Source organism: Enterobacter sp. 186315 (genome assembly GCF_053290175.1).
The window spans coordinates 86,041-104,735 of sequence record NZ_JBPTTK010000014.1 but is presented as its reverse complement, the minus strand read 5'-3'; the positions used below and the strand labels follow the sequence as shown (position 1 = coordinate 104,735).

21 protein-coding genes are annotated in these 18,695 nt (G+C 56.3%); 4 read left to right on the top strand and 17 right to left on the bottom strand.

All coding sequences use genetic code 11. The features are described from left to right. Positions 1-115: 115 nt before the first annotated feature. Positions 116-574, bottom strand: coding sequence for a redox-sensitive transcriptional activator SoxR (soxR, locus tag ACSVHP_RS16155; RefSeq protein ID WP_234674802.1), 459 nt, complete (start codon positions 572-574; stop codon positions 116-118). Between the two features lie 98 nt (positions 575-672). On the opposite strand from soxR, the gene soxS reads away from it, so the two are divergent. Continuing rightward, positions 673-999 (top strand): superoxide response transcriptional regulator SoxS, encoded by a 327-nt coding sequence (soxS, locus tag ACSVHP_RS16150; RefSeq protein ID WP_003860277.1) that lies wholly within the window; start codon positions 673-675, stop codon positions 997-999. Here the strand turns inward: soxS and ACSVHP_RS16145 are convergent. Together ACSVHP_RS16145 and ACSVHP_RS16140 are read right to left on the bottom strand one after the other, a co-directional pair. Then, positions 996-2,573, bottom strand: a complete 1,578-nt coding sequence (locus ACSVHP_RS16145) for an EAL domain-containing protein (RefSeq protein ID WP_447552425.1) — start codon at positions 2,571-2,573, stop codon at positions 996-998. The two genes, soxS and ACSVHP_RS16145, sit on opposite strands and share 4 nt — an antisense overlap. Positions 2,574-2,910: 337 nt before the next feature. Beyond that, positions 2,911-4,314 carry a GGDEF domain-containing protein gene (locus ACSVHP_RS16140; RefSeq protein WP_447552424.1) on the bottom strand — a complete coding sequence of 468 codons (1,404 nt, stop codon included), beginning with the start codon at positions 4,312-4,314 and terminating at the stop codon, positions 2,911-2,913. Positions 4,315-4,796: 482 nt separating this feature from the next. On the opposite strand from ACSVHP_RS16140, the gene ACSVHP_RS16135 reads away from it, so the two are divergent. After that, entirely contained in the window at positions 4,797-5,078 is a 282-nt protein-coding gene (locus ACSVHP_RS16135; protein ID WP_234674805.1) for a YjcB family protein, read from the top strand. Between the two features lie 55 nt (positions 5,079-5,133). Here the strand turns inward: ACSVHP_RS16135 and ACSVHP_RS16130 are convergent, their stop codons facing one another. The 12 genes from ACSVHP_RS16130 to ACSVHP_RS16075 all read right to left on the bottom strand — a co-directional run bounded on the left by ACSVHP_RS16130 (position 5,134) and on the right by ACSVHP_RS16075 (position 14,643). Then, positions 5,134-5,661, bottom strand: coding sequence for a hypothetical protein (locus ACSVHP_RS16130; RefSeq protein ID WP_447552423.1), 528 nt, complete (start codon positions 5,659-5,661; stop codon positions 5,134-5,136). Then, a complete protein-coding gene (gene parM / locus ACSVHP_RS16125) occupies positions 5,654-6,703 on the bottom strand; it encodes a plasmid segregation protein ParM domain-containing protein (protein ID WP_417315170.1) in 1,050 nt (349 codons plus the stop codon). Before parM ends, ACSVHP_RS16130 begins: the two co-directional genes overlap by 8 nt. A gap of 80 nt (positions 6,704-6,783) precedes the next feature. Then, positions 6,784-7,548: a C40 family peptidase gene (locus ACSVHP_RS16120; RefSeq protein ID WP_234674808.1), complete on the bottom strand. Its 765-nt coding sequence runs from the start codon at positions 7,546-7,548 to the stop codon at positions 6,784-6,786. Between the two features lie 10 nt (positions 7,549-7,558). Further along, on the bottom strand, positions 7,559-8,479 hold the full coding sequence (gene lafU / locus ACSVHP_RS16115; RefSeq protein WP_447552422.1) for a putative lateral flagellar export/assembly protein LafU: 921 nt from the start codon (positions 8,477-8,479) through the stop codon (positions 7,559-7,561). After that, positions 8,479-9,342 carry a flagellar motor stator protein MotA gene (motA, locus tag ACSVHP_RS16110; RefSeq protein ID WP_234674810.1) on the bottom strand — a complete coding sequence of 288 codons (864 nt, stop codon included), beginning with the start codon at positions 9,340-9,342 and terminating at the stop codon, positions 8,479-8,481. The genes lafU and motA overlap by 1 nt, the downstream gene beginning before the upstream one ends. A gap of 7 nt (positions 9,343-9,349) precedes the next feature. Beyond that, positions 9,350-10,051, bottom strand: a complete 702-nt coding sequence (locus tag ACSVHP_RS16105) for a FliA/WhiG family RNA polymerase sigma factor (protein WP_417315167.1) — start codon at positions 10,049-10,051, stop codon at positions 9,350-9,352. Positions 10,052-10,064: 13 nt separating this feature from the next. Further along, positions 10,065-10,532 carry a flagellar basal body-associated FliL family protein gene (locus tag ACSVHP_RS16100; protein WP_234674812.1) on the bottom strand — a complete coding sequence of 156 codons (468 nt, stop codon included), beginning with the start codon at positions 10,530-10,532 and terminating at the stop codon, positions 10,065-10,067. 6 nt (positions 10,533-10,538) lie between these two features. Next, positions 10,539-11,582 (bottom strand): flagellar hook-length control protein FliK, encoded by a 1,044-nt coding sequence (locus tag ACSVHP_RS16095; RefSeq protein ID WP_447552421.1) that lies wholly within the window; start codon positions 11,580-11,582, stop codon positions 10,539-10,541. Continuing rightward, positions 11,579-11,887, bottom strand: a complete 309-nt coding sequence (fliT, locus tag ACSVHP_RS16090; protein ID WP_417315163.1) for a flagellar protein FliT — start codon at positions 11,885-11,887, stop codon at positions 11,579-11,581. The genes ACSVHP_RS16095 and fliT overlap by 4 nt, the downstream gene beginning before the upstream one ends. Next, the gene (gene fliS / locus ACSVHP_RS16085) at positions 11,880-12,275 is read right to left on the bottom strand and encodes a flagellar export chaperone FliS (protein ID WP_194515421.1); all 396 of its coding nucleotides are present in this window, start codon (positions 12,273-12,275) and stop codon (positions 11,880-11,882) included. The genes fliT and fliS overlap by 8 nt, the downstream gene beginning before the upstream one ends. Positions 12,276-12,291: 16 nt before the next feature. Beyond that, positions 12,292-13,596 (bottom strand): flagellar filament capping protein FliD, encoded by a 1,305-nt coding sequence (gene fliD, locus ACSVHP_RS16080; RefSeq protein WP_417315162.1) that lies wholly within the window; start codon positions 13,594-13,596, stop codon positions 12,292-12,294. A 198-nt stretch (positions 13,597-13,794) separates the two neighbouring features. Beyond that, positions 13,795-14,643, bottom strand: coding sequence for a flagellin N-terminal helical domain-containing protein (locus tag ACSVHP_RS16075; RefSeq protein ID WP_447552418.1), 849 nt, complete (start codon positions 14,641-14,643; stop codon positions 13,795-13,797). A 696-nt stretch (positions 14,644-15,339) separates the two neighbouring features. Here ACSVHP_RS16075 and ACSVHP_RS16070 point away from each other — a divergent pair. After that, complete coding sequence (locus ACSVHP_RS16070; protein ID WP_417315194.1) at positions 15,340-16,275, top strand: winged helix-turn-helix domain-containing protein; 936 nt, start codon at positions 15,340-15,342, stop codon at positions 16,273-16,275. A 13-nt stretch (positions 16,276-16,288) separates the two neighbouring features. Next, the gene (locus tag ACSVHP_RS16065; RefSeq protein ID WP_234674818.1) at positions 16,289-16,717 is read left to right on the top strand and encodes a hypothetical protein; all 429 of its coding nucleotides are present in this window, start codon (positions 16,289-16,291) and stop codon (positions 16,715-16,717) included. Between the two features lie 36 nt (positions 16,718-16,753). Here the strand turns inward: ACSVHP_RS16065 and ACSVHP_RS16060 are convergent, their stop codons facing one another. Together ACSVHP_RS16060 and flgL are read right to left on the bottom strand one after the other, a co-directional pair. Then, positions 16,754-17,758, bottom strand: a complete 1,005-nt coding sequence (locus tag ACSVHP_RS16060) for a hypothetical protein (protein WP_447552417.1) — start codon at positions 17,756-17,758, stop codon at positions 16,754-16,756. A gap of 5 nt (positions 17,759-17,763) precedes the next feature. Further along, positions 17,764-18,684, bottom strand: a complete 921-nt coding sequence (gene flgL, locus ACSVHP_RS16055; RefSeq protein WP_234674820.1) for a flagellar hook-associated protein FlgL — start codon at positions 18,682-18,684, stop codon at positions 17,764-17,766. Positions 18,685-18,695: the final 11 nt, after the last annotated feature.

Genomic DNA, 18,695 nt, shown 5'->3' with positions numbered 1-18,695 from the left:
ACGTTCGTGCGGTGCGGTTTTTTTGCCGGGTGACGCTTCGCTTACCCGGCCTACGTTTTCGGTTTTGTAGGCCGGGTAAGGCGCAGCCGCCACCCGGCAAACCGGCCGCACATACTCAATCCTCCTCCAGCAGCCGCGCGCCTGTTCCCTGCTCGCCGAGCCGGTCGCCGGGGTTTCGCAACGGGCAATCGCTTCGCGACAGACATCCACAGCCGATACAGCCGTCCAGCTCGTCGCGCAGCGCCACCAGCGTATGAATGCGCCGATCCAGCTCGTCGCGCCACTGGGACGACAGCTCTTTCCACTCCTTCGCGCTCAGGGAATGGCCTTCCGGCAAAACGCCAAACGCGTCGCCGATGGTGGCGAGAGGAATGCCGATGCGTTGCGCAATTTTGATAATCGCCACATAGCGCAGCACGTCGCGGGTGTAACGCCGTTGGTTCCCCGCGTTGCGAATGCTCTTAATTAACCCTTTGCTTTCATAAAAGTGGAGCGCAGACACCGCCACGCCGCTTCGCTTCGCCACTTCGCCCGGGGTTAAGAGGGCCTTGATGCGCGGTAATCTCTTTTCCATAAAACCTCTTTACCTCAAGTTAACTTGAGGAATTATACTCCCCCGCAGTGAAAACGACGAATCAACAGAGATAGTTGTATCTACAGAGGGGCAACCTTATGTCGCATCAGCAAATTATTCAGACGCTTATTGAATGGATTGATGAACATATCGACCAACCGTTGAACATTGATGTGGTCGCGAAGAAGTCGGGCTATTCGAAATGGTATCTACAGAGAATGTTCCGCACCGTCATGCACCAGACGCTGGGTGATTACATTCGTCAGCGCCGCCTGCTGCTGGCAGCCCAGGCGCTACGCTCCACGCAGCGGCCGATTTTTGATATCGCGATGGATCTGGGTTATGTGTCGCAACAGACCTTCTCCCGCGTATTCCGCCGCGAGTTCGACCGCACGCCAAGCGATTATCGCCACCAGTTGAATTAATGCGGATCCCGCAGAGGCTGCTGCTGCCAGGTCATAAAGTCCTGCGGCGGCATCGCTTTCGCGAAGTGCCACCCCTGGCAAAACTCCACGCCGCGCTTCAACAGCCAGCTTACCTGCTCCGCCGTTTCAACCCCTTCCGCGATGGTTTTCAGGCGCAGGCTCTGCGCCATCTCAATGATGTGCTCGGCAATCAGATGGCTGGTGCTGTTGGTGGTGAGGGTATCAATAAAGGATTTATCGATTTTCAGGATATCGACGTTCAGGGAGTAGAGGTTGTGCAGGTTCGAGTAGCCCGTACCAAAGTCATCGATGGCCACTTCATACCCCGCCTGGCGGAAGGCCTGGATCACCGGCGTGGTTTTCGGCACGTCGATAAACCCGCGCTCGGTCACTTCGATTTTAATCTGCTGCGCGCGAACGGAGTGGAACCGGGCCTTATCGGAAATCAGGGCAATCAGGCGCGACGAGTGGAAGTCGGCCGCCGACAGGTTAATTGAGATATAAAGATGCGGATGGCTTGCCAGGAAGGTGCCCAGATCCTTAAACACCTCTTCCACCACGTAATCGGTAATGCGCTCGATCATGCCCTCTTTTTCCGCCAGCGGAATAAACTCCACCGGGCTCATCACCGCCTGCCCGTTAAAACCCGGCCAGCGCAGCAGCGCCTCGGCGCCCACGCACCGGTTATTTTTGATATCGATAATCGGCTGATAGTGAACGCACAGCTGGCGCTTATTTAACGCCCTGTGGAGCAATCTTCCCGGTGAATTGAATTCACGATGGGTACGCGACCAGACCAGCAAAATAATGATGCTGCAAATCATTCCGAGCGGTAGCGTTAAGGTTGCCTGGTGATAAAGGGTTTCATAAAAACGTTTATTTGAGGTCGATACGATGGCGGCAATCGGACGTTTATCAGAATTCACAATCGTATAAAAACGATCATCTTTTTGAAAAGTCGATTCCTTATGTCGAATCATCGAATTAAATAAAGTGATATTGGCCTGAGTGCTGACTGAAAAAAAAGCGTTGGTCACGGTGTCATATACGCCCCACGCCAGCGAACGATCGGCCGACATAACCTCGCTGTAGGAAAGTGGATTGACCACCACGACATAATTGCCGCGCTGCATATACGTCATTTTATAACCGGAGAAAAAGGGCGTATCGCGATAATAATAGATAGCAATGTCAGGTTTTCGGGTGTAATTGGCGGTGGGGATAACGTAGGGTTGTTCTGGTGCCAGCACCGTCGAGCAGAGAAACTGCTGGCCGCGGGCGTAAATGACATCGGCGACGAACAGGCGCCCGCGCATGACGTTCAGCATATATTGCCGGTGTGCCGGGGAGCAGAGTTCGCCGCGATATTTTTCTGCGCTGTCGCGGGCTAAATCAACCTGTTGAATCACAAGCTCTGTTTTGTCTAACGCCAGCTCGGCAAAGGTGCGTAGCTGACTGCTTGTTTCGGTTACGGCGCGTAACTGGGCAAACCATAGCGCAAGCATCACCGGCAGTAAAACTACCATGATGATCCCTACCACCCTCAGCATCTTGCGCTGCGCGCTACGATTCATTTCCCGCCCTATATCCCTGCATGTTGTACGGCTGTAATTATGAAGGCCGGATGCTTTGATAAACAGGTGATTACGTTGCATGAATCATGCGAAGTTAGCAACTGACTTTTGGTATTAAAAATCTTAATTTAGGTTATGACGATAATATTTTTCCGTAAGGCAAACTGAAGGTATTCGTTCCGTTTCAATTAAGGGAAATAATTATCCAGCCAGGGCAGGGGATTTAAGATAACAAAACAGAGGATCGGTGATTAAGTCAAACTATTGGCAGCATGAAAAAAGTACAACTGGAACATGAGATTTATGCCATTTACACATGAGTAAAATCTCAATTGATTTATAAATAATCAGATACCACGACGGTTTTTCCTCTTCCGGTTCGCTTCGCGTCATATAAGGCTTTATCCGCCCGCGTCAGTAACGCCGAGGTATCGCGCTGCCCCCGGCAGACTTCCACGACCCCTGCGCTAAACGCCAGCTCCAGCTTTTTATCGCCCACCAGCAGCGGCTTTGTTCTCAGCGCATCACGCAGCCGGATGCAGAGCCGCGTGGCGGCGTCGCCGTCGCTTTGCGCCAGCAGCAGCAGAAACTCCTCGCCGCCGACCCGCCCCAGCGCGGCATTATCCGGGCTGACCTCGCGAATCAGGTCGCAGAAGTGGGTAAGCGCGGCGTCACCCGTTTGATGTCCCCACTCGTCATTAATTTGCTTGAAATAGTCCAGATCGAACATCAGCACGCAGAAGTGGCTGTTCGCATCGTGGCGCGAGCTGGCGGCCAGCGCCGACTTCAGCTGCTGTAAAATCGCCGAGCGGTTGAAGCAGCCGGTGAGGTCGTCCGTCGTGGCCTTCACCGCCAGCTGCTGCTCCGCTTTTTTGCGCTCGGTAATGTCGAGGCCAATATTCAGCACGGAGCCGTCGGGCAGCAGAATGTTTGACCACAGGATCGTCAGCTGGACCCCGTCTTTACGCACCGGATGCCATTCGTACATATCTTTTAGCGGAGTGCGATGAACGGACTCCTGCACCCGTCGGCGCTCTTCCGGGTCCGGGTAAAACAGCACCAGCGGATCGGCATGGGCGATGATCTCGGCCATGCTCCAGCCGAAGACCTTTTCACACTCCGCATTCCACAGCACGCAGCGGTTGTGCTTGTCGAACGCGTTCATCAGCACCGGGGCGCGTTCAAACAGGGTTTTGTACTGGGCGACGACCCGCTGCATCTCATGCGCCGTTTTTTCCCGGGCGATAATCTCTTCGAAATAGTCTTTGAGACGCTCAACCAGGATCACCACCATATTCTTCAGCACCGGCAGCGAGTGGCGTCGTTCGTCAAACGCCAGAAAGAAATAGCCGCTACAGCGCAAGTCACGGGAGGCCAGTTTGCATAACACGCCGCTTTGCAGCTGGCTGTATCCGGGATGCTGTGGGGGGAAAAGCGCGTGGCCGATCTTCTCTTTCCAGTAGACCACGCGCCAGGCGCGGTTGTGGCGCTGTAACAGGGTGCTGGCAAGAAAATCCGTTACCTCAAAGGTGTGGCAGGCGACGCCGCCCGCGCAGACCACGCGCTGCACACCCTCATCGTCATTCACGCTGACCCAGGCCAGGCTTGCGCCGAGAACCCTGTTGATGGTTTCCAGCATGTCGGATAACGCACACTGCGAATTCAGCAGCGGCATCAGTTTCGCCAGTGATTGCAGCGCCTGCATACTGTCATTGCCGGTCTCGCGTTGTTTTTCTTTCATCATTTTTCGCAGAATGTTAAATGAAAAATCGAACGCAGCATTAATTCAAGTTCAGGCAGTTAATGACCACTGAATAACGCTTCAGAGGAATTAAAATAAGATTGCGCGTGTAATAAAAACGATACAAATAAACAAAAAAATCTATAAATTCAATAACCTGAATTATTCGCTACGAGTACATTTATGAGTCCACTCAAGCATAATCCATAGGTTTTATACTGTAAATATTATACAACTTTGAAATATTGCAGAGGTTTTAGTATCTCAATGAATTTATTACGAAGTGGGAGAAATAACGACGTCAGAAGTGAAAGATATATTTTCAATTACCCCTAAAAAGCATATCCCAGGTCAATAATCCACCTCTTTTCATCAGCCGGGCACTGGCGAATAAAAGAACAAACGTGATATAGTTCACACATATTCTGTAACGCAAAACTCTGTTTCATTGCAGTTCATCTGCCTTTTCGAGGATAGGTTTCATGGCAACCATTACTACCAGCATGGTTCTCCTGCGCTGGCCGTTATTGAGTGCGGTGCTGATGTTTTTAGCCAGCACGCTGAATATTCAGTTTCGTAAATCCGACTACGCGGGTCTGGCCGTCATCAGCACCGTGCTCGGGCTTGGCGCAGCGTGTTGGTTCGCCACGGGTTTGCTGGGTATTACTCTGCTGGATATGGCCGCCGTCTGGGAAAACGTGAAAACGGTGATGATTGAAGCGATGAGCCATACCCCGCCAGACTGGCCGATGGTGATTACCTGATCCATCAGCCCCACGCGCCGGGCGGCGTTCTGCCTGACCCGGCCTGCGACTCCCCTCAGAAAATCCCCTTTTGCCGCACCTTCTTCATTTTTTCTACCGGCGCATCAACCTGACTCACCTCAACGTTATCGTGCTCCGGCGCTGCCGCGCTGCTGCTCTTCGCACTCAGGCGTAGCTGCTGCAAGGCGAGCTTCTGCTGCTCCATCAGCGGCCTGAGCGCCGCGATCTCGTCGCGGATGTGCTGCAACTCGGCGAGCGGCAGAGAAGCGTCATCAGGCTGAGGTTGAGCCTGAACCTGAGGCTGAAGCTCCCCAAGCAGCGCCTCCAGCGTGAGGTTTTCGCGCCCCAGCGACTCCGCGACGTGGTGACACAGCGCGGGATCGAGCAAAAACAGCTTTAAACCCGCCAGGTAAACGTCGCGGTGAAACGCGCGGATGGTCATGTTCGAATCATCCACGCTGGCGGACTGGCCCACCGCCTGGTGCCACTGCTGGAGCTGCTGCATCGCACGCAAATCCGCGTGCGACTGCTCCGGCGTGAGGTGCAGGGAGAGATTAACGCGGCGGATCGGCCCGTTACGCATCCTCGCCCACCTCTGCCATTAACGGCTCTTCCACGCTGTCGGCACCCGCGTCGGAATGGTAAAGGCAAATCTCGCGGGACAGGGCGCTTTGCGGATTGTCGATGCTGACCACGCGATCGCCGAGGGTCGCGTAGACCTCACGGATTGCCCCCTCAATCAGGTGCGCGCCCCCGCCCACCAGGTAGACGCGGTTCGGGTTCTTGGCGAACTTCTTCGCCTCATACGCCACCTGATCCCCCAGCTCCTGAATTTTGATGGCGATTTTTTCCAGGATCTCGTCGATGCGGGATTCGTCGTTAATGACGCTTTTCACGAAGTCCATGTCGTGACGGCGTTTGATCAGCTCGTTCGCCACCAGGTAGCTGGAATCGCTGTCCGCCGCCGCCAGCAGCTTGCGGGTGGCATCGGTAACCATCGCCACGCCGATTTCGTTGTTGCCGTAAATCGCCGACACGTCATCGAACTCGCCCACGATCACGCCCATGTCCAGCGTGGTGCCGCCGCAGTCGATCACCAGCGATTTGGTGAACTCGTTGACGTTCGAATTAAGCAGGTGCGACAGCGCCGCCGGGAGGCTTTCGGGCATCACCTGCACGTCCACGATGCGGAACAGCTCGCCCTTGTTCAGGGTGATGTCGCGCATCAGGTTTTTGCGCTTGGCCTCGATGCGCTCTTCGTTGCGCTGGCAGTCGTCCGGGTTATAGAACTGGGTGATCGGTAAGGTAACGATCACCTCCACGTCGCACGGCGCAACGCCGGTTTGCAGCAGCGCGTGATGCACCGCCAGCAGGTTTAAGTCGTCATACTGGTAGTCGATATGCGTCGTCGACAGCGCCTTGTCCGAGGTGGCGTCGTAGGTGTATTTGGTGGTGCCGATGGTGTAGTTATGCACCGCCTGGCCGCGCAGCAGCGCGGCGCTCTTCCAGTCTTTACGGAAGGAGTTCGGGGAGACAACGGTTTTCAGCGTGCCGTTTTCAATCCAGCTGATTTTTACGTTGGTGGAGCCATCGTCGATGGCGAATTTTTTGCGTATCGGGTTCATGAACGGGTTCTCAGTCAATCTTGAAATAAGGGGCCATCCCTGGCGGCGCATACCTTGAGGGGGTATCTGGCGTCAGGCCGTTACATCACGGCCTCTTCGGTTAATATCCGGCGGGCACCGAGGTAGTGGTCCTGCCAGAAGGCGTCAGAAAGCTGGCTGACGCGAATGTTCAGTCCGGTGCGCGGCGCTTCGATAAACTCGCCGTCACCGATGTAAACGCCCACGTGGTCGGCACCCGGGCGCTGGTTAATGTTGAAAAAGACCAGGTCACCGCGGCGCAGTTTTTCCTGGCGCACGGGGCGTAACGTCCGATCCTGGAACATGCCGTTGGCGGTGCGCGGCAGGTTGCGGCTTAACACCGGGTTGAAGGCGTAAAAGACCAGCCCGCTACAGTCAAACCCCTGCTCGGGGGTCTGGCCGCCCCAGACGTACGGCTTGCCGAGCTGCTTTTTCAGCTGGAGGATCACCTGCTTTAACGAGGCCTGAAGCTGCGGGCTGATCTTCTCGCCCGGCAGCGGCTCCCAGATCATGTCGGTGGACAAGCGTCCCGGCTCCCAGCGCTTGTGCATCGCCAGCCATTCGCGGTTTTCCGCCCGCTCCAGACGGCGCTTTTCGCTTTCGCGCCGCTTCTGCTCGGGCGTCAGGGCCACCACGCTGACGCGCTGCTTCGTCTTTTTCAGCAGCAGCGCTTTGTTACGCATCCTGGCCTTGGCCGATTTTTCCTTTTCCGCGCTGGTCTTTGCCGGGCTGCGGGGGGCGGCTTCAAGCGGCGCGCTAAAGCCCATCCCCATACCGACGATCAGCGCCAGACAGGCCAGTTTCTGGATATGAATAAAGGTGAACATCGTTAAACCATTAATGCTGCTGCGAGAGTCGGTCGACGATCGGCTTGATCACTTTCTCGCCGTGCTGACCAAAGAACTGATACAGGGATTCGCTGGCCGACTGGGTGAGCACCATGATCTCAATGCGTCGATTCGACGAGCTCAGCGGGTGCTCGGGATCGATCAGCATCTGATCGGCCATTCCGCTCACCTGCAACACCTTGCTTTGATCCAGCCCGGCGTTCGTCAGGACTTTACGCGCCTGCATGGCGCGCTCCCCCGACAGGTTCCAGTTGTTGTAGAGATCCTGATCGCGGAAACGGGTCGAATCCGTATGGCCAGTGATAATGATCTTGTTGTCGATCTTATTGAGCGCCGGGGCGAACTCCGTCAGCAGCCGCTTGAAAAACGGCGTCAGGATGGCGCTGCTGCGCTGGAACATCTCTCGTTTCCGATCGTCGGTGATCAGGATGCGCAACCCTTGCGGCACAATCTCAATTTTCAGGTTTGACTGTGCATCATAGGCTGAGGTGATTTTCATGATGATGCGGGCGAGATCTTCAATCTCGTTCTGCGAACGCGTCTTCACGTCATCCAGACTCTGGCTTTTCGCCAGCGCCGCCGCCGTGTCGTCCTCCGTCTTCGGTTTCTTGTGGCTGTCGGTATCGCGTTTTTCCGTCACCGCAATTTTGCCGCCCACGCCGTGGGGCTGGGTGATGGGGGACAAGGTTTGCCCGTCAAAAATCGACTGACCGTTGAGCTGGGAGACAATCTCTTTACGCTCCTCTTCGGTCACCGATCCCATGATCCACAGCACCATAAACAGCGCCATCATTGCCAGCGTAAAGTCGGCGAACGCCACCTTCCACGCGCCGCCATGAAACGCGTCATGGCTTTTGCGCGAGGAGCGTTTGATGATCGTGGTATGTTCTTTTCCGCGACTGCCCCGCATCAGGATCCACCCGTCATCTCGTTAACCCAGCCATCAAGCGTAGCGAAGGTCGGCTTCGAATCGAGCGGCAGCATTTTGCGCCCGGCATCTACCGCCAGTAGGGTTGGCTTTCCGGCCACGTGGTTCACCAGCACGGTGCGCACGCATTCGATCACCGCCATCAGCTTTTTGGTGCGCTGCTCCATGGCGTTCGCCACCGGATCCATCAGGCAGTAGCAGAAGAAGACGCCGAGGAAAGTACCGACCAGCGCCGCCGCTACCTTGACGCCGATCACCGCAATGGAGCCGTCGATCGACTGCATGGTGATGATGATCCCGAGCACCGCCGCGCAGATCCCAAAGCCCGGCATCGCCTCTGCGGTACGTTGCAGAGAGCGCGATGGCTGAAGCAGGTTCTCTTCCATCGCCACCAGCTCCTGCTCCAGGATCCCTTCCAGCTCGTGCTCGTTGATTTTGCCCATCGCCATCAGGCGGAAGTTATCCGCAATAAAGGTGATGATGGCTTTGTTTTGCAGGATCAGCGGGTACTTCTGGAACAGCGGGCTGCTCTCCGGCACTTCGATATGTTCGTCCAGCACCTTCAGGCCGCCGTCCTGCACCAGCTCAAGCAGTTCATACAGCAGCATCAGCAGCTGGCGCTGATACTCATCGGTATATTCGTTTTTGCGCATAATGCCGCGAAATTGGCGGTACATCTCCGCCAGCACCGGTTTCGGGTTGGCGAGCACCATCGCCCCCAGGCCCGCGCCGAGAATAATGATGATTTCACCGGGCTGCCAGAACGACGCCAGACGCCCACCGGACATGAGAAAACCGCCTACAACGCAGGCGAAAATAATGAAAATACCGAGAAACTTTTGCATATACCTTTCACTTCTGGAAAAAACACTGGATCTTCTGAGCGATCTTTTTATTGAGCTGACAGACGCGCGCCTCGGTAAGATCGAGGACTAACGCAATCTCTTTTAAGCTCATTTCCTGCTGGTAATAGAGCGTCAGAATCATCTGTTCACGCTCATCAAGGCTTGCCAGCGCAGCCCTTAACGTCCCGCTGGTGACCATTTCGTCCTCCAGCGAGCGGCTATTCAGGGTGCCGTTCAGGGCATCTCCGCCCAATAAGTCATCGAGACTTTCCAGCGTCTTCGCGCAGTCCAGCAGCAGATACTCGTGGTACTCCTCGGCGGTGATGGAGAGATGCTCGCTGAGATCGTCAAAGCCCGGCGTTCTGCCCAGCCTGCGCGTCAGCTCCCGAATGGCGTCGTTGATTTTGTGACTTTTCTGGCGCAGCCGACGCGGGCGCCAGTCCAGCTCGCGCAGTTCGTCGAGCACGGCACCGCGAATGCGTTGCGCCGCATACGCGCCAAACTGTTCGTCGGGATGGCCGTAACGGCGCAGCGAGGTTAAGAGGCCCATGAGCGCAATTTGCTCCATGTCCTCTTTGCCCATCACGCTGCTCGTCTGCCACGCCAGCTGTTTCACAATCCGATGCACCAGCGGCAGATACGCGTTGATATAGCGCGCTTCGTCCGCCGGGGTCAGGGAGTCGTCAGCAATAAAATCCATCATGTCCATCTACTGCCGCGACTTACTGGAAGACCATTTTGCTGATGATCACGTCATTGAACGGCATCCGCGTTTTGAGGCTCTCGAAGCGTTCGGCGTAGGCCTGCATCAGCTTGTCGCGCAGCAGCGCCACGTCCATGCCGCGCACCGCGTCGTAATCCATTGAGGAGAGCAGGTTGACCGTGGCGCCGCGAATGGCGGGCGACAGCTCTTCCGCGCGGCGGGCGTCCCCCGCCGAGTTAGCGGTCAGCGCCAGCTCCAGCAGCAGATAACGCTCTGCATCGCGATGGCTTTTCAGCGTGATCACCACGTTTTTGATCTCCACAAACTCCACCGAGCTCTCTTCGGAAGATGAAAACAGGCTGCTGATGAGTGACCGCTTTCCCTCGTCCTGACTCAGCAAATGCGTGCCGAGAACGGTCAGCACGGCGGCAAAAATGGCGGCAATAAGGGCAATTACCAGCCCTAATGAAAATGTCTTAATGGTCATCGTGGTTTACACCGTAAGTAATACTGAATCGTCTTGATTGACGGTCGACTGAGTGGCCTCATCGGCTATCTCTGCACCCGCCGCCGGGCCGCGCTCGGGGGCAAACATCTGCTGCTCCCCGCGTCCCTGCTGCGATTGCCCTGACTGGGACGAAACCTGCACGTTGACCTGAACGAAATTCTGCTCGGTCAGGCTCTGGCGCAGCTCATTGCTGATTTGCGACAGCGCGCGATAGGTTTCACCGTTGCTGGCGCTGATATGCACCTGCATACGCCCGTTTTCGATCTGCAACGAGATGTCCACTTTGCCCATCTCCGGCGGATCCAGACGAATGGTCGCGTGCTGCACCTGATTTCTGACCTGAATTTGCAGACGGTCGTTAAGCGCGCCGTGCAGCTGCTGCGCCCACTTCGCCTCGTCGGCGTCCATCTTGAGAGGCGGCAGATTCACGGTCTGTTTCTCTACCGCATGGGTAAAGGTCTGTGTCGCGGCGGGCTGGCCGACCGTCGGGAGCACGCTTATCAGCGGCTTAGCGACCTCCGTCGCGAGGGGTTTCACCGCCTCCGTGACGGGCTCGGGGGAAACGTTCGCAACGGCGGACGGCGTCTGCGCGTTAAGCGGCATTGTCTGGCCCGGCTGCCCCGCCGTAATGTTCTGCATCTGGAGCGCATCACCCGCCAGCGGCGTGCTGCTGCTGGTCGCATTGAGCGTTTTTACCGGCATCTGGCTTGCCGTCAGCAGCGCGTCCAGCAGCTGCTGCGGCGAGCCAATCAAATCTTCAACGCGCGGGCTGGCTTTGGTCTGCGGCGCGTCGCGATCGTCATCGTCCGCGGCGCGAACATCCGCCAGCACCATCGCGGTATCGCGCTGCTGCTCGCCGCCCATCAGCGCGTTGATCATGCCGAGCAGCGCATCGTTGAACGCGGGCGTTGCCTGCACGCTGTCGTCCACGTCCGCAGGCGTTGCGCCCGTCGCAGGCGGCGCCAGCGGCGCATCGGCGGTATCGCTGGCAATGGGAAGCTGGGTCAGCTGAGAAAGCACCAGGTTCATCGGTCAAACTCCTCTGCCCCGGCAAATCGGGCGTAGGCGGTGGCCCCCTCCTGATTGCGGCGGGTGCGCGCGAGCTGCTTTTCCAGCTCGTCGCTCCGGGTCTGGCAGAACTGGCTGACGCGGGCGTGAACCTGCTTAAGCGCCGCGAGGGCATCGCGTTTTTCTGCCGTCAGCGTCTGGCCTTTGAGGGCGGTCAGCATCGCGGCAATCCGGGCATCCACGTCCTGCAATAGCGGCCAGTCGTGCTGGCTGGCCGCCTGCTCCAGGGAACGCGCCAGAAAACGCATGACCTGAATATCATCCATTCTGCTGCCCCATCTTCTCCCAGCCGTCCTGAAGATTGCGGAGGATCACCTCCACCTCTTCCACGCTGGTGACCGAGAGCTTGTGGCTGGCGTCGTAAAGACGATAAACGCAGTAGTCGTAAAGGTTGGCGAGGCTTAACGCCAGCTCGCCGCCCTTCTCAAAGTCCAGCGAGCTGGTCAGCGCGTTCAGAATATCGATGCACTTATTGATGCTCTGCACCTTGCGGTCGTAACGACGCGCCGCGATATGGCTTTTCGCGCGGACCAGTTCGTCCATCAGGCCGTTAAACAGCATCAGTACCAGCTGATGCGGATTGGCAGCAGCGGCCTGAATAGCCAGATCGGACTGCTGATAGTGGCCGTAGCCCTGCTGTTCGTTCCCGTACATAAACGCGGTGATTTCCTTAAGCTATACCAAACATACTCATGGTGTTGTTCATCTGCGCCATCGCCTTTTGCAGCTGGGTAAACTGCTTCAGATAGCGGTTATACGAAGACTCGTAGCGCGTATTCATCGCCTCGGTTTTGGTATCGATGTCGTTCTGCTGGCGGGTCAGCACATCCTGGCGGCCCTTCAGCAGGCCGTTGGTGGAGTTGAGATAACGGTCGAGGGATTTATCCATCGCCGACAACATGCCCTCTTTACCGTTGAACAGATCGTTTAACTTCTGCGGATCCGCTTTGATGGCGTCGTCGAGCTTTTTGCTGTCAATTTGCAGCTTGCCTTCACGGTCGGCGGTAATGCCAAAATCGGACATGCGCTTTTCACCAAACACCTGGCGCATCACGTCGTTCAGCTCGCGATCGAGCGACGACATGGTGGCATCTCCGGCAAACGCGCCGCGGCTCTCATCATCGCCGTTGCCGCTTTTGGTCAGTTTGCTCAGGGTGTCTTGCAGGGTGTTGTAGGCATCCACAAAGGTTTGCAGCTGCTCTTTGGTCCCCGCGCTGTCCGTCCCCACCGAGAGGGTCAGCGGCTTCTTCTCTTCCGTTACCGACGTCAGCTCAATGGTCACCCCGTCGATCAGCTTATCCAGCGTGTTCGAGCTGTTGGTGAAGGTCATCTCACCCATCTTGATGACCGAGTCAGCGGCCTCGGAGATAGTCTGCGGTTTTGACAGGTCTAAACCGTTCGGGCTGGTCACCGAGATGGTGTTTTTCGCGCCGCTCTCATCGCTGCTCAGCATCAGGGTCACTTCGCCGTCGGTGCGGATCAGCGACGCCGTCACGCCAGGGTTATCTTCATTGCCGTTAATCGCCTTGGTCAGATCGCTCAGGCTCTCCATATCCGTCAGATCGACGGTAATGGTTTCGGCATCCGCGCCGGTGCCCAGCGTGATATCCATCGTCCCGGACGCGTTTTTAATCGCCTCATCGGACATCTGGCTAAAACCAATCTGGTGCGCAGAGGCCAGGGCCTTCACGTCAATGTTGTAGGTCCCTTTCAGCGCGTTCGAATTGGCGGTGACGTTGGCGATCCCTTCCCGGTTCATGCTGACCAGGTTCTTCAGCATCCCTTCGTTGGTTTTATTCAGCCCGCTCATGGCGGTGCGGAAATCGGTCAGCGCGGTTTTCAGCGCGTCGAGCGCCTTCTTTTGCGCGTCCATCGTCGTCGTTTTGGTCTTCAGCTGGTTTTGCAATGAGGCGATGTCATACGTCGCCAGCTGCTGCGCCAGAGTCTGCGGATCGATACTGCTAAAATCGGCCATCGTTGTGTTCTCCGTTCGCCCCTGTTGCTAAACCATGACCCTATTAAGCAAACTGCGTGCCAAGTTTTATATGATTTAAAATCAACAGGTTAAATTAATGAAGGAAGGCAACCTTCCCCTGAAGGGGAAATACAGGAAGGGGAAAGCCGCAAACAAAAACACCGCCTTACAGCGGTGTTTTTTTAACGGTGCGGTGGATTAGCCCAGCAGGGACATCACCATACCGGACATGCTGTTGGACTGTTTCAGCATGGACATGCTGGTTTGTGCCAGCATCTGGTTACGGGTCATGCTGGATGCTTCAGACGCGAAGTCCGCATCACGGATGTTGCCCAGCGCCAGGTCGGTGTTGTCTTTCATGTTCGCCAGGTTAGCAGAGGTGTGGCCCAGACGGTTGATGTTCGCACCCAGCTTGGAGCGCAGCGTACCCACCTGAGAAATAGCACCTTCAACTTTGCTGATCATCGCCTGTGCGCCAGACACGGTGGTCAGCGCGCCGGAAGCCGTCAGCGCACCCAGACCGCTTGCGCCTTTCACCGCAGTCAGGTCAGTGCTCACGTTAACGGTCAGGCTTTCACCTTCAGATGCACCGATCTGGAAGTTCATTGCTTGAGTGAATTTACCGCCGCTTGCGAACAGGCTCTCACCCGCATATTTGGTGTTACCCATGATGTTGTTCAGTTCGCTGTTCAGCTCGTCCATTTCGGATTGCAGCGCTAAGCGATCTTCCGGGCCGTTGGTGTCGTTCGCTGCCTGCGTTGCGAGGTCTTTCATGCGGTACATGATGTTGCTCACTTCGTCGAACGCGCCTTCCGCAGTCTGGAGCAGTGCAGTCGCGTCAGAGATGTTGCGCTGTGCAACCGCCATACCGTTGGTCTGACCCTGAAGACGGGTTGCGATTTGCAGGCCTGCCGCATCGTCAGCCGCAGAGTTGATGCGCTTGCCGGTACCCAGACGCTCCATCGCGGTGGATAACATGCTGTTAGATTTGTTCAGGGCGTTAACGGAAGCCATGGAAGAGGCGTTGGTAAAAATAGAAAGTGCCATTTTAGAATTCTCCTTTTGAACCTGTCTGTCAGGTTCTTCTCTCTGGTACTCAGGTAAAACGACACACCGCGCTGGGGAATTAAATCGAAAATTAAAAAAATTTATTTCCCCTGTGAAAACGGCGTTCCTGGCGGAATATTCAGACGTCAGTAAACGGAAGGGAAATAACATTAAAAAAAAGAGGGGAATATAAAGCGACACAACGCGCGTTATACTTAAGTGGATATTACATTTTCTTACGTTTTTATCTCAGCAATGAAAAGAATCTCATTCGCAGGAGATCGCCATAAAACATTTTTTTTACATGAATACATTAATTGTTATTAAAAGGATCAACACGCGAGTACATTTAACTTTTAATGACGGCCTGTAATACTCATCCAAATTATTCGTTTAATAATTTGTTGCATATCACACTTTTATCGCGTAAAAATGTGCCACGGAAGAGAAACTTCCTAAAAATGCCTAAGGAAAGGCCTGGTTTGCCGGGTAAAACTTCCTCTGCATCTTGCAGGTTTTTAGCGTTTCACCCCCCTGGAATTTCCTTTTCGTTGCATCATCTCCGCAGGCAAGCGGCAATTCTCTATGAATTTTAAACGGATTTAATCATTAATTTACGTTAAGCATTTCGCGCAGCAAACGCGCAATGCCGGGCGAATTAAATGCATCAGGAGTGGGTAGCCACCATCACTTGCCATGAATAAAATCTATTATGCGGTCAATAACTGGTTAATTGATTTACCCTCGGGTTCGATTATCAACCTTGTTTCGGGTGAACGTAAACGGCTCGGCGAGTATCAATTAAAATTACTCGACGTCCTTGCCGCAAATGCCGGAAAAATACTCACCCGCGAAGAATTGACCACCCTCGTCTGGGAACGCCGGGTGATCGGCAATAATAGTTTGCCGAACGCGATCCACGCGCTGCGTACCGCGCTGGAAGATGACGGTAAAAAACAGAAAATTATCAAAACGATCCCGAAAAAGGGCTACCTGCTGGAGCAGGCCTGGTGCTGCTCCGTCGAGCGCGAAAGCGATGAGATTGACCCGCCCGCCAGCACCGCCGTGGCGGAGGAAGAAACGGCCATTGCGGAAATCGCCGTTCTGCCTGCGGAGCAGCCCGTTGTGGAATACGTGGCGGCTGAACCCTGCGTTGCGCCCGACGATATGCCCCGGCCTGTTAACCGGGCGCGCTTCCCCCAGCGGCTGATTGCCCTGCTGATGCTGCTTGCGGTAGTCATCGCCAGCGCGGTCGCGGGCTGGCATTACGCCAATTCGCGGGGATCGCGGCTGGTTGCCACCGAGCAGGAGGCCGGCGTCTACAGCAATATCCGCATCTATGAGATCTCAGAGGCCAGCCGCCTGGCGATGAACAAAGAAGATTTCTACAGCAAGATCAAAGACACGCTGTACGCGGTGAATCAGCAGATGAAGTCCCAGTCCACCACCATGACGGTCTATTACCAGAGCGTGGACCAGACGCTGAATTACACCTTCGCGCTGAAAAACCCGTGCGACAAAAAACAGCTGGTGATGGCGATCTACCACTGGCGCATCAACCCGACGCTTTTAAATAACCTGATCCTGCGAGAAACGAGGAGGAAAATCAGTGAGATGGAAGTCTGCTCTTAACTGGAAATGGCTCTTGTCCTACCTTCTGGTTGCCGTCACGGTCTTTTCCGGGGTGCGGCTATTAACACCCGCCGCCCAGCAGCAGGCGCAGATTGAAGGCTTTTTACAGCTGGGGTTTTACGATCTCATGTCCCGACGTAAAGAGATTTACGACTCGCACATGCAGACCGTGAATCACGCCATTTTGACGATGATCACCAACCCGAACGACAACCGGTTTGTGGTGAAAGGCAAATTCACCGAGATCGGCGATCAGGACGGCAGGCGCTTCTTCTCCTACACGCCTATCTACTACAGCACGCCGCAGAAGGGGCTGATGATTGACGGGCTGGTGGATATGCTGATGCACGTGGATTTCTGGATGCAGCCGGTCTTTGTCGACAACCAGCCGCTGGTGGTGGGGCAAAGCGGGGCCATTTTCCTCTACCCGCTGCGTAAATAGCGCCGTGTCGCCCGCCGTTCCCGCGCGGGCACACGCTTATCCCAGCAGATTCTTCACCGTTGTCAGCGAAATATTCCCCTGTGCCGACAGGGCCTTCGACAGCAGGCCGAACTGCGAGCCGCTGTTTGCCAGCGCATCCCCCAGCGCGCGGGAGGTCTCCAGCGCCTCACGCGGGCTATAGGCCGTCGCCATATCCTGAATACGCGCCGACACGCGCTCCTGGTGCTGATGCAGCTTGCTGCGCTCGCGGGTGATTTGCTCCAGCGTCTGCTGGAGTTTGCCGCTGGCTCCGCGCTCCCACTGGCTGCTCAGCTGGCTGATTTCATCTTCGCGGCTCGTTTCCGCCTGAGGCGCCAGTAGGGTAAAAGCGTCCGCCGGAAACTGCTGGCCTTCGCCCCGCACGCTCAGGTGCTGGCTGACCTGCCCCCAGCGGGCCTCATCAACCTGAAAAACGGCGCCGCCGTCACTGCCTAACGACGCGTGAATGCCCAGCCGCCCCAGCCCGACGTTGAGGTGCATCAGCGCCTGACGCGGCGTGGCCTGCGCCGGGATCGCCACCGCCGCCAGCTCGCGCTTGCTGCCGCCCAGGGCAAACACCAGGGTTTCACCCGGCGTCTGCTCCAGCACCTTTTCCATCCCCGGCAGGGTAAAGCTCACCTGACTTTTTTGCTGGAGCGTGACGTTGAAATTACGATCGACCGTGCCGCCCGACAGGGTATTGCGCTGTTGCAGCAGGGTATTCACCGCCGCAGACGGGCGCTCGCTGCCGCCGCGCATCGCCTGGTGGCGCAGCGTCAGCAGCTGATTTTCCGTTTCAGAAAGGTAGTTCTCCGCCTTTTGCACCGACGTCAGCTGCTGGTTCAGCTGGACGTTGTAGCGCAGCGGACGGCGGGAGAGCAGCGCCGACTCCGGGAAGAGCGGCGAGCTGCGGCGTACCGACTCCGCAGATCCGGTGCGCGTAACGGCCGACGCCGCCCCCGGCATGGTTCTGACCGGGGTGGGCGTCGTGGTTAACGAGGTTGTTTTTAAGCCGACTTGCATAGGGATCACAACATGCTGAAGAGCGAGAGCTGGCTAATCATGCTGTACGCTTTGTTGGTGATCTGCACCGAGTTGGTGTAGAGCTGAAGGTTAATGCTGGTGGTGGCCCAGTCGGTATCCGACAGGTCGCGCACCACCTGATCGTTCGCCATGCTGACGTCCGTGTGGGCATCATCCAGCATCGTCAGGCGATTCTGACGACCGCCCAGATCGGTCAACAGCCCGGCCACGTTATCGCGCGCCTTGCCGGAGAGATCCAGCATCTCGTTGATATCATCCTGAATGTCGTTGGCCGACAGCGTCGGGTCCTGCATTTTGTCGCTCAGGGCCTTGAGCTTGTTCAGCATCTCCAGATCGTCACCGCTGCCGGAAAACGCCCCGACCACGCTGGTGTTTTCGGTGACGTTCACGCCGTTTGCCACCGTGGTTTCACGGGTGCCGTTGTTGCCCTGATAGACATATTTCCCCTGCGCCTCGTCCCAGACAACCGGTTTGGTGTCGGTTTTGGTGCCGGAGAAGAGATAGCCGCCGCTCTCGTTCTGGGCGTTCATCGACGCCACCAGCGAGTCGAGCATAGAAGAGAGCTCCGCGCCGAAGCCGTCCATATCGGCATCGCTCAGCGCCCCGCCGTTCGCCGCCGACAGCAGCTTATCGTTCAGGGCAAGAAGCTGGTTGCTCATGGCGGTGACGTGCGCTTCCTGGCTGGAGAGCGAGCCGCTCAGCCCGGAGATGTTGCTCTGGTACTGCTTGATGGCCGACTGTTCGCGGTTAAGCTGCACCAGACGGGTCGCCGCGACCGGGTCGTCGGAGGGGACGTTGATCCGCTTTTGGGTCGCCATTTGCTCCATCAGCTTGCTGATGCGCGTCCCGTTCGCCCCAAGCTGCGCCATCATGGCATCGGAATTATATAAACTGCTGATTCGCATAAGTTCGTTCC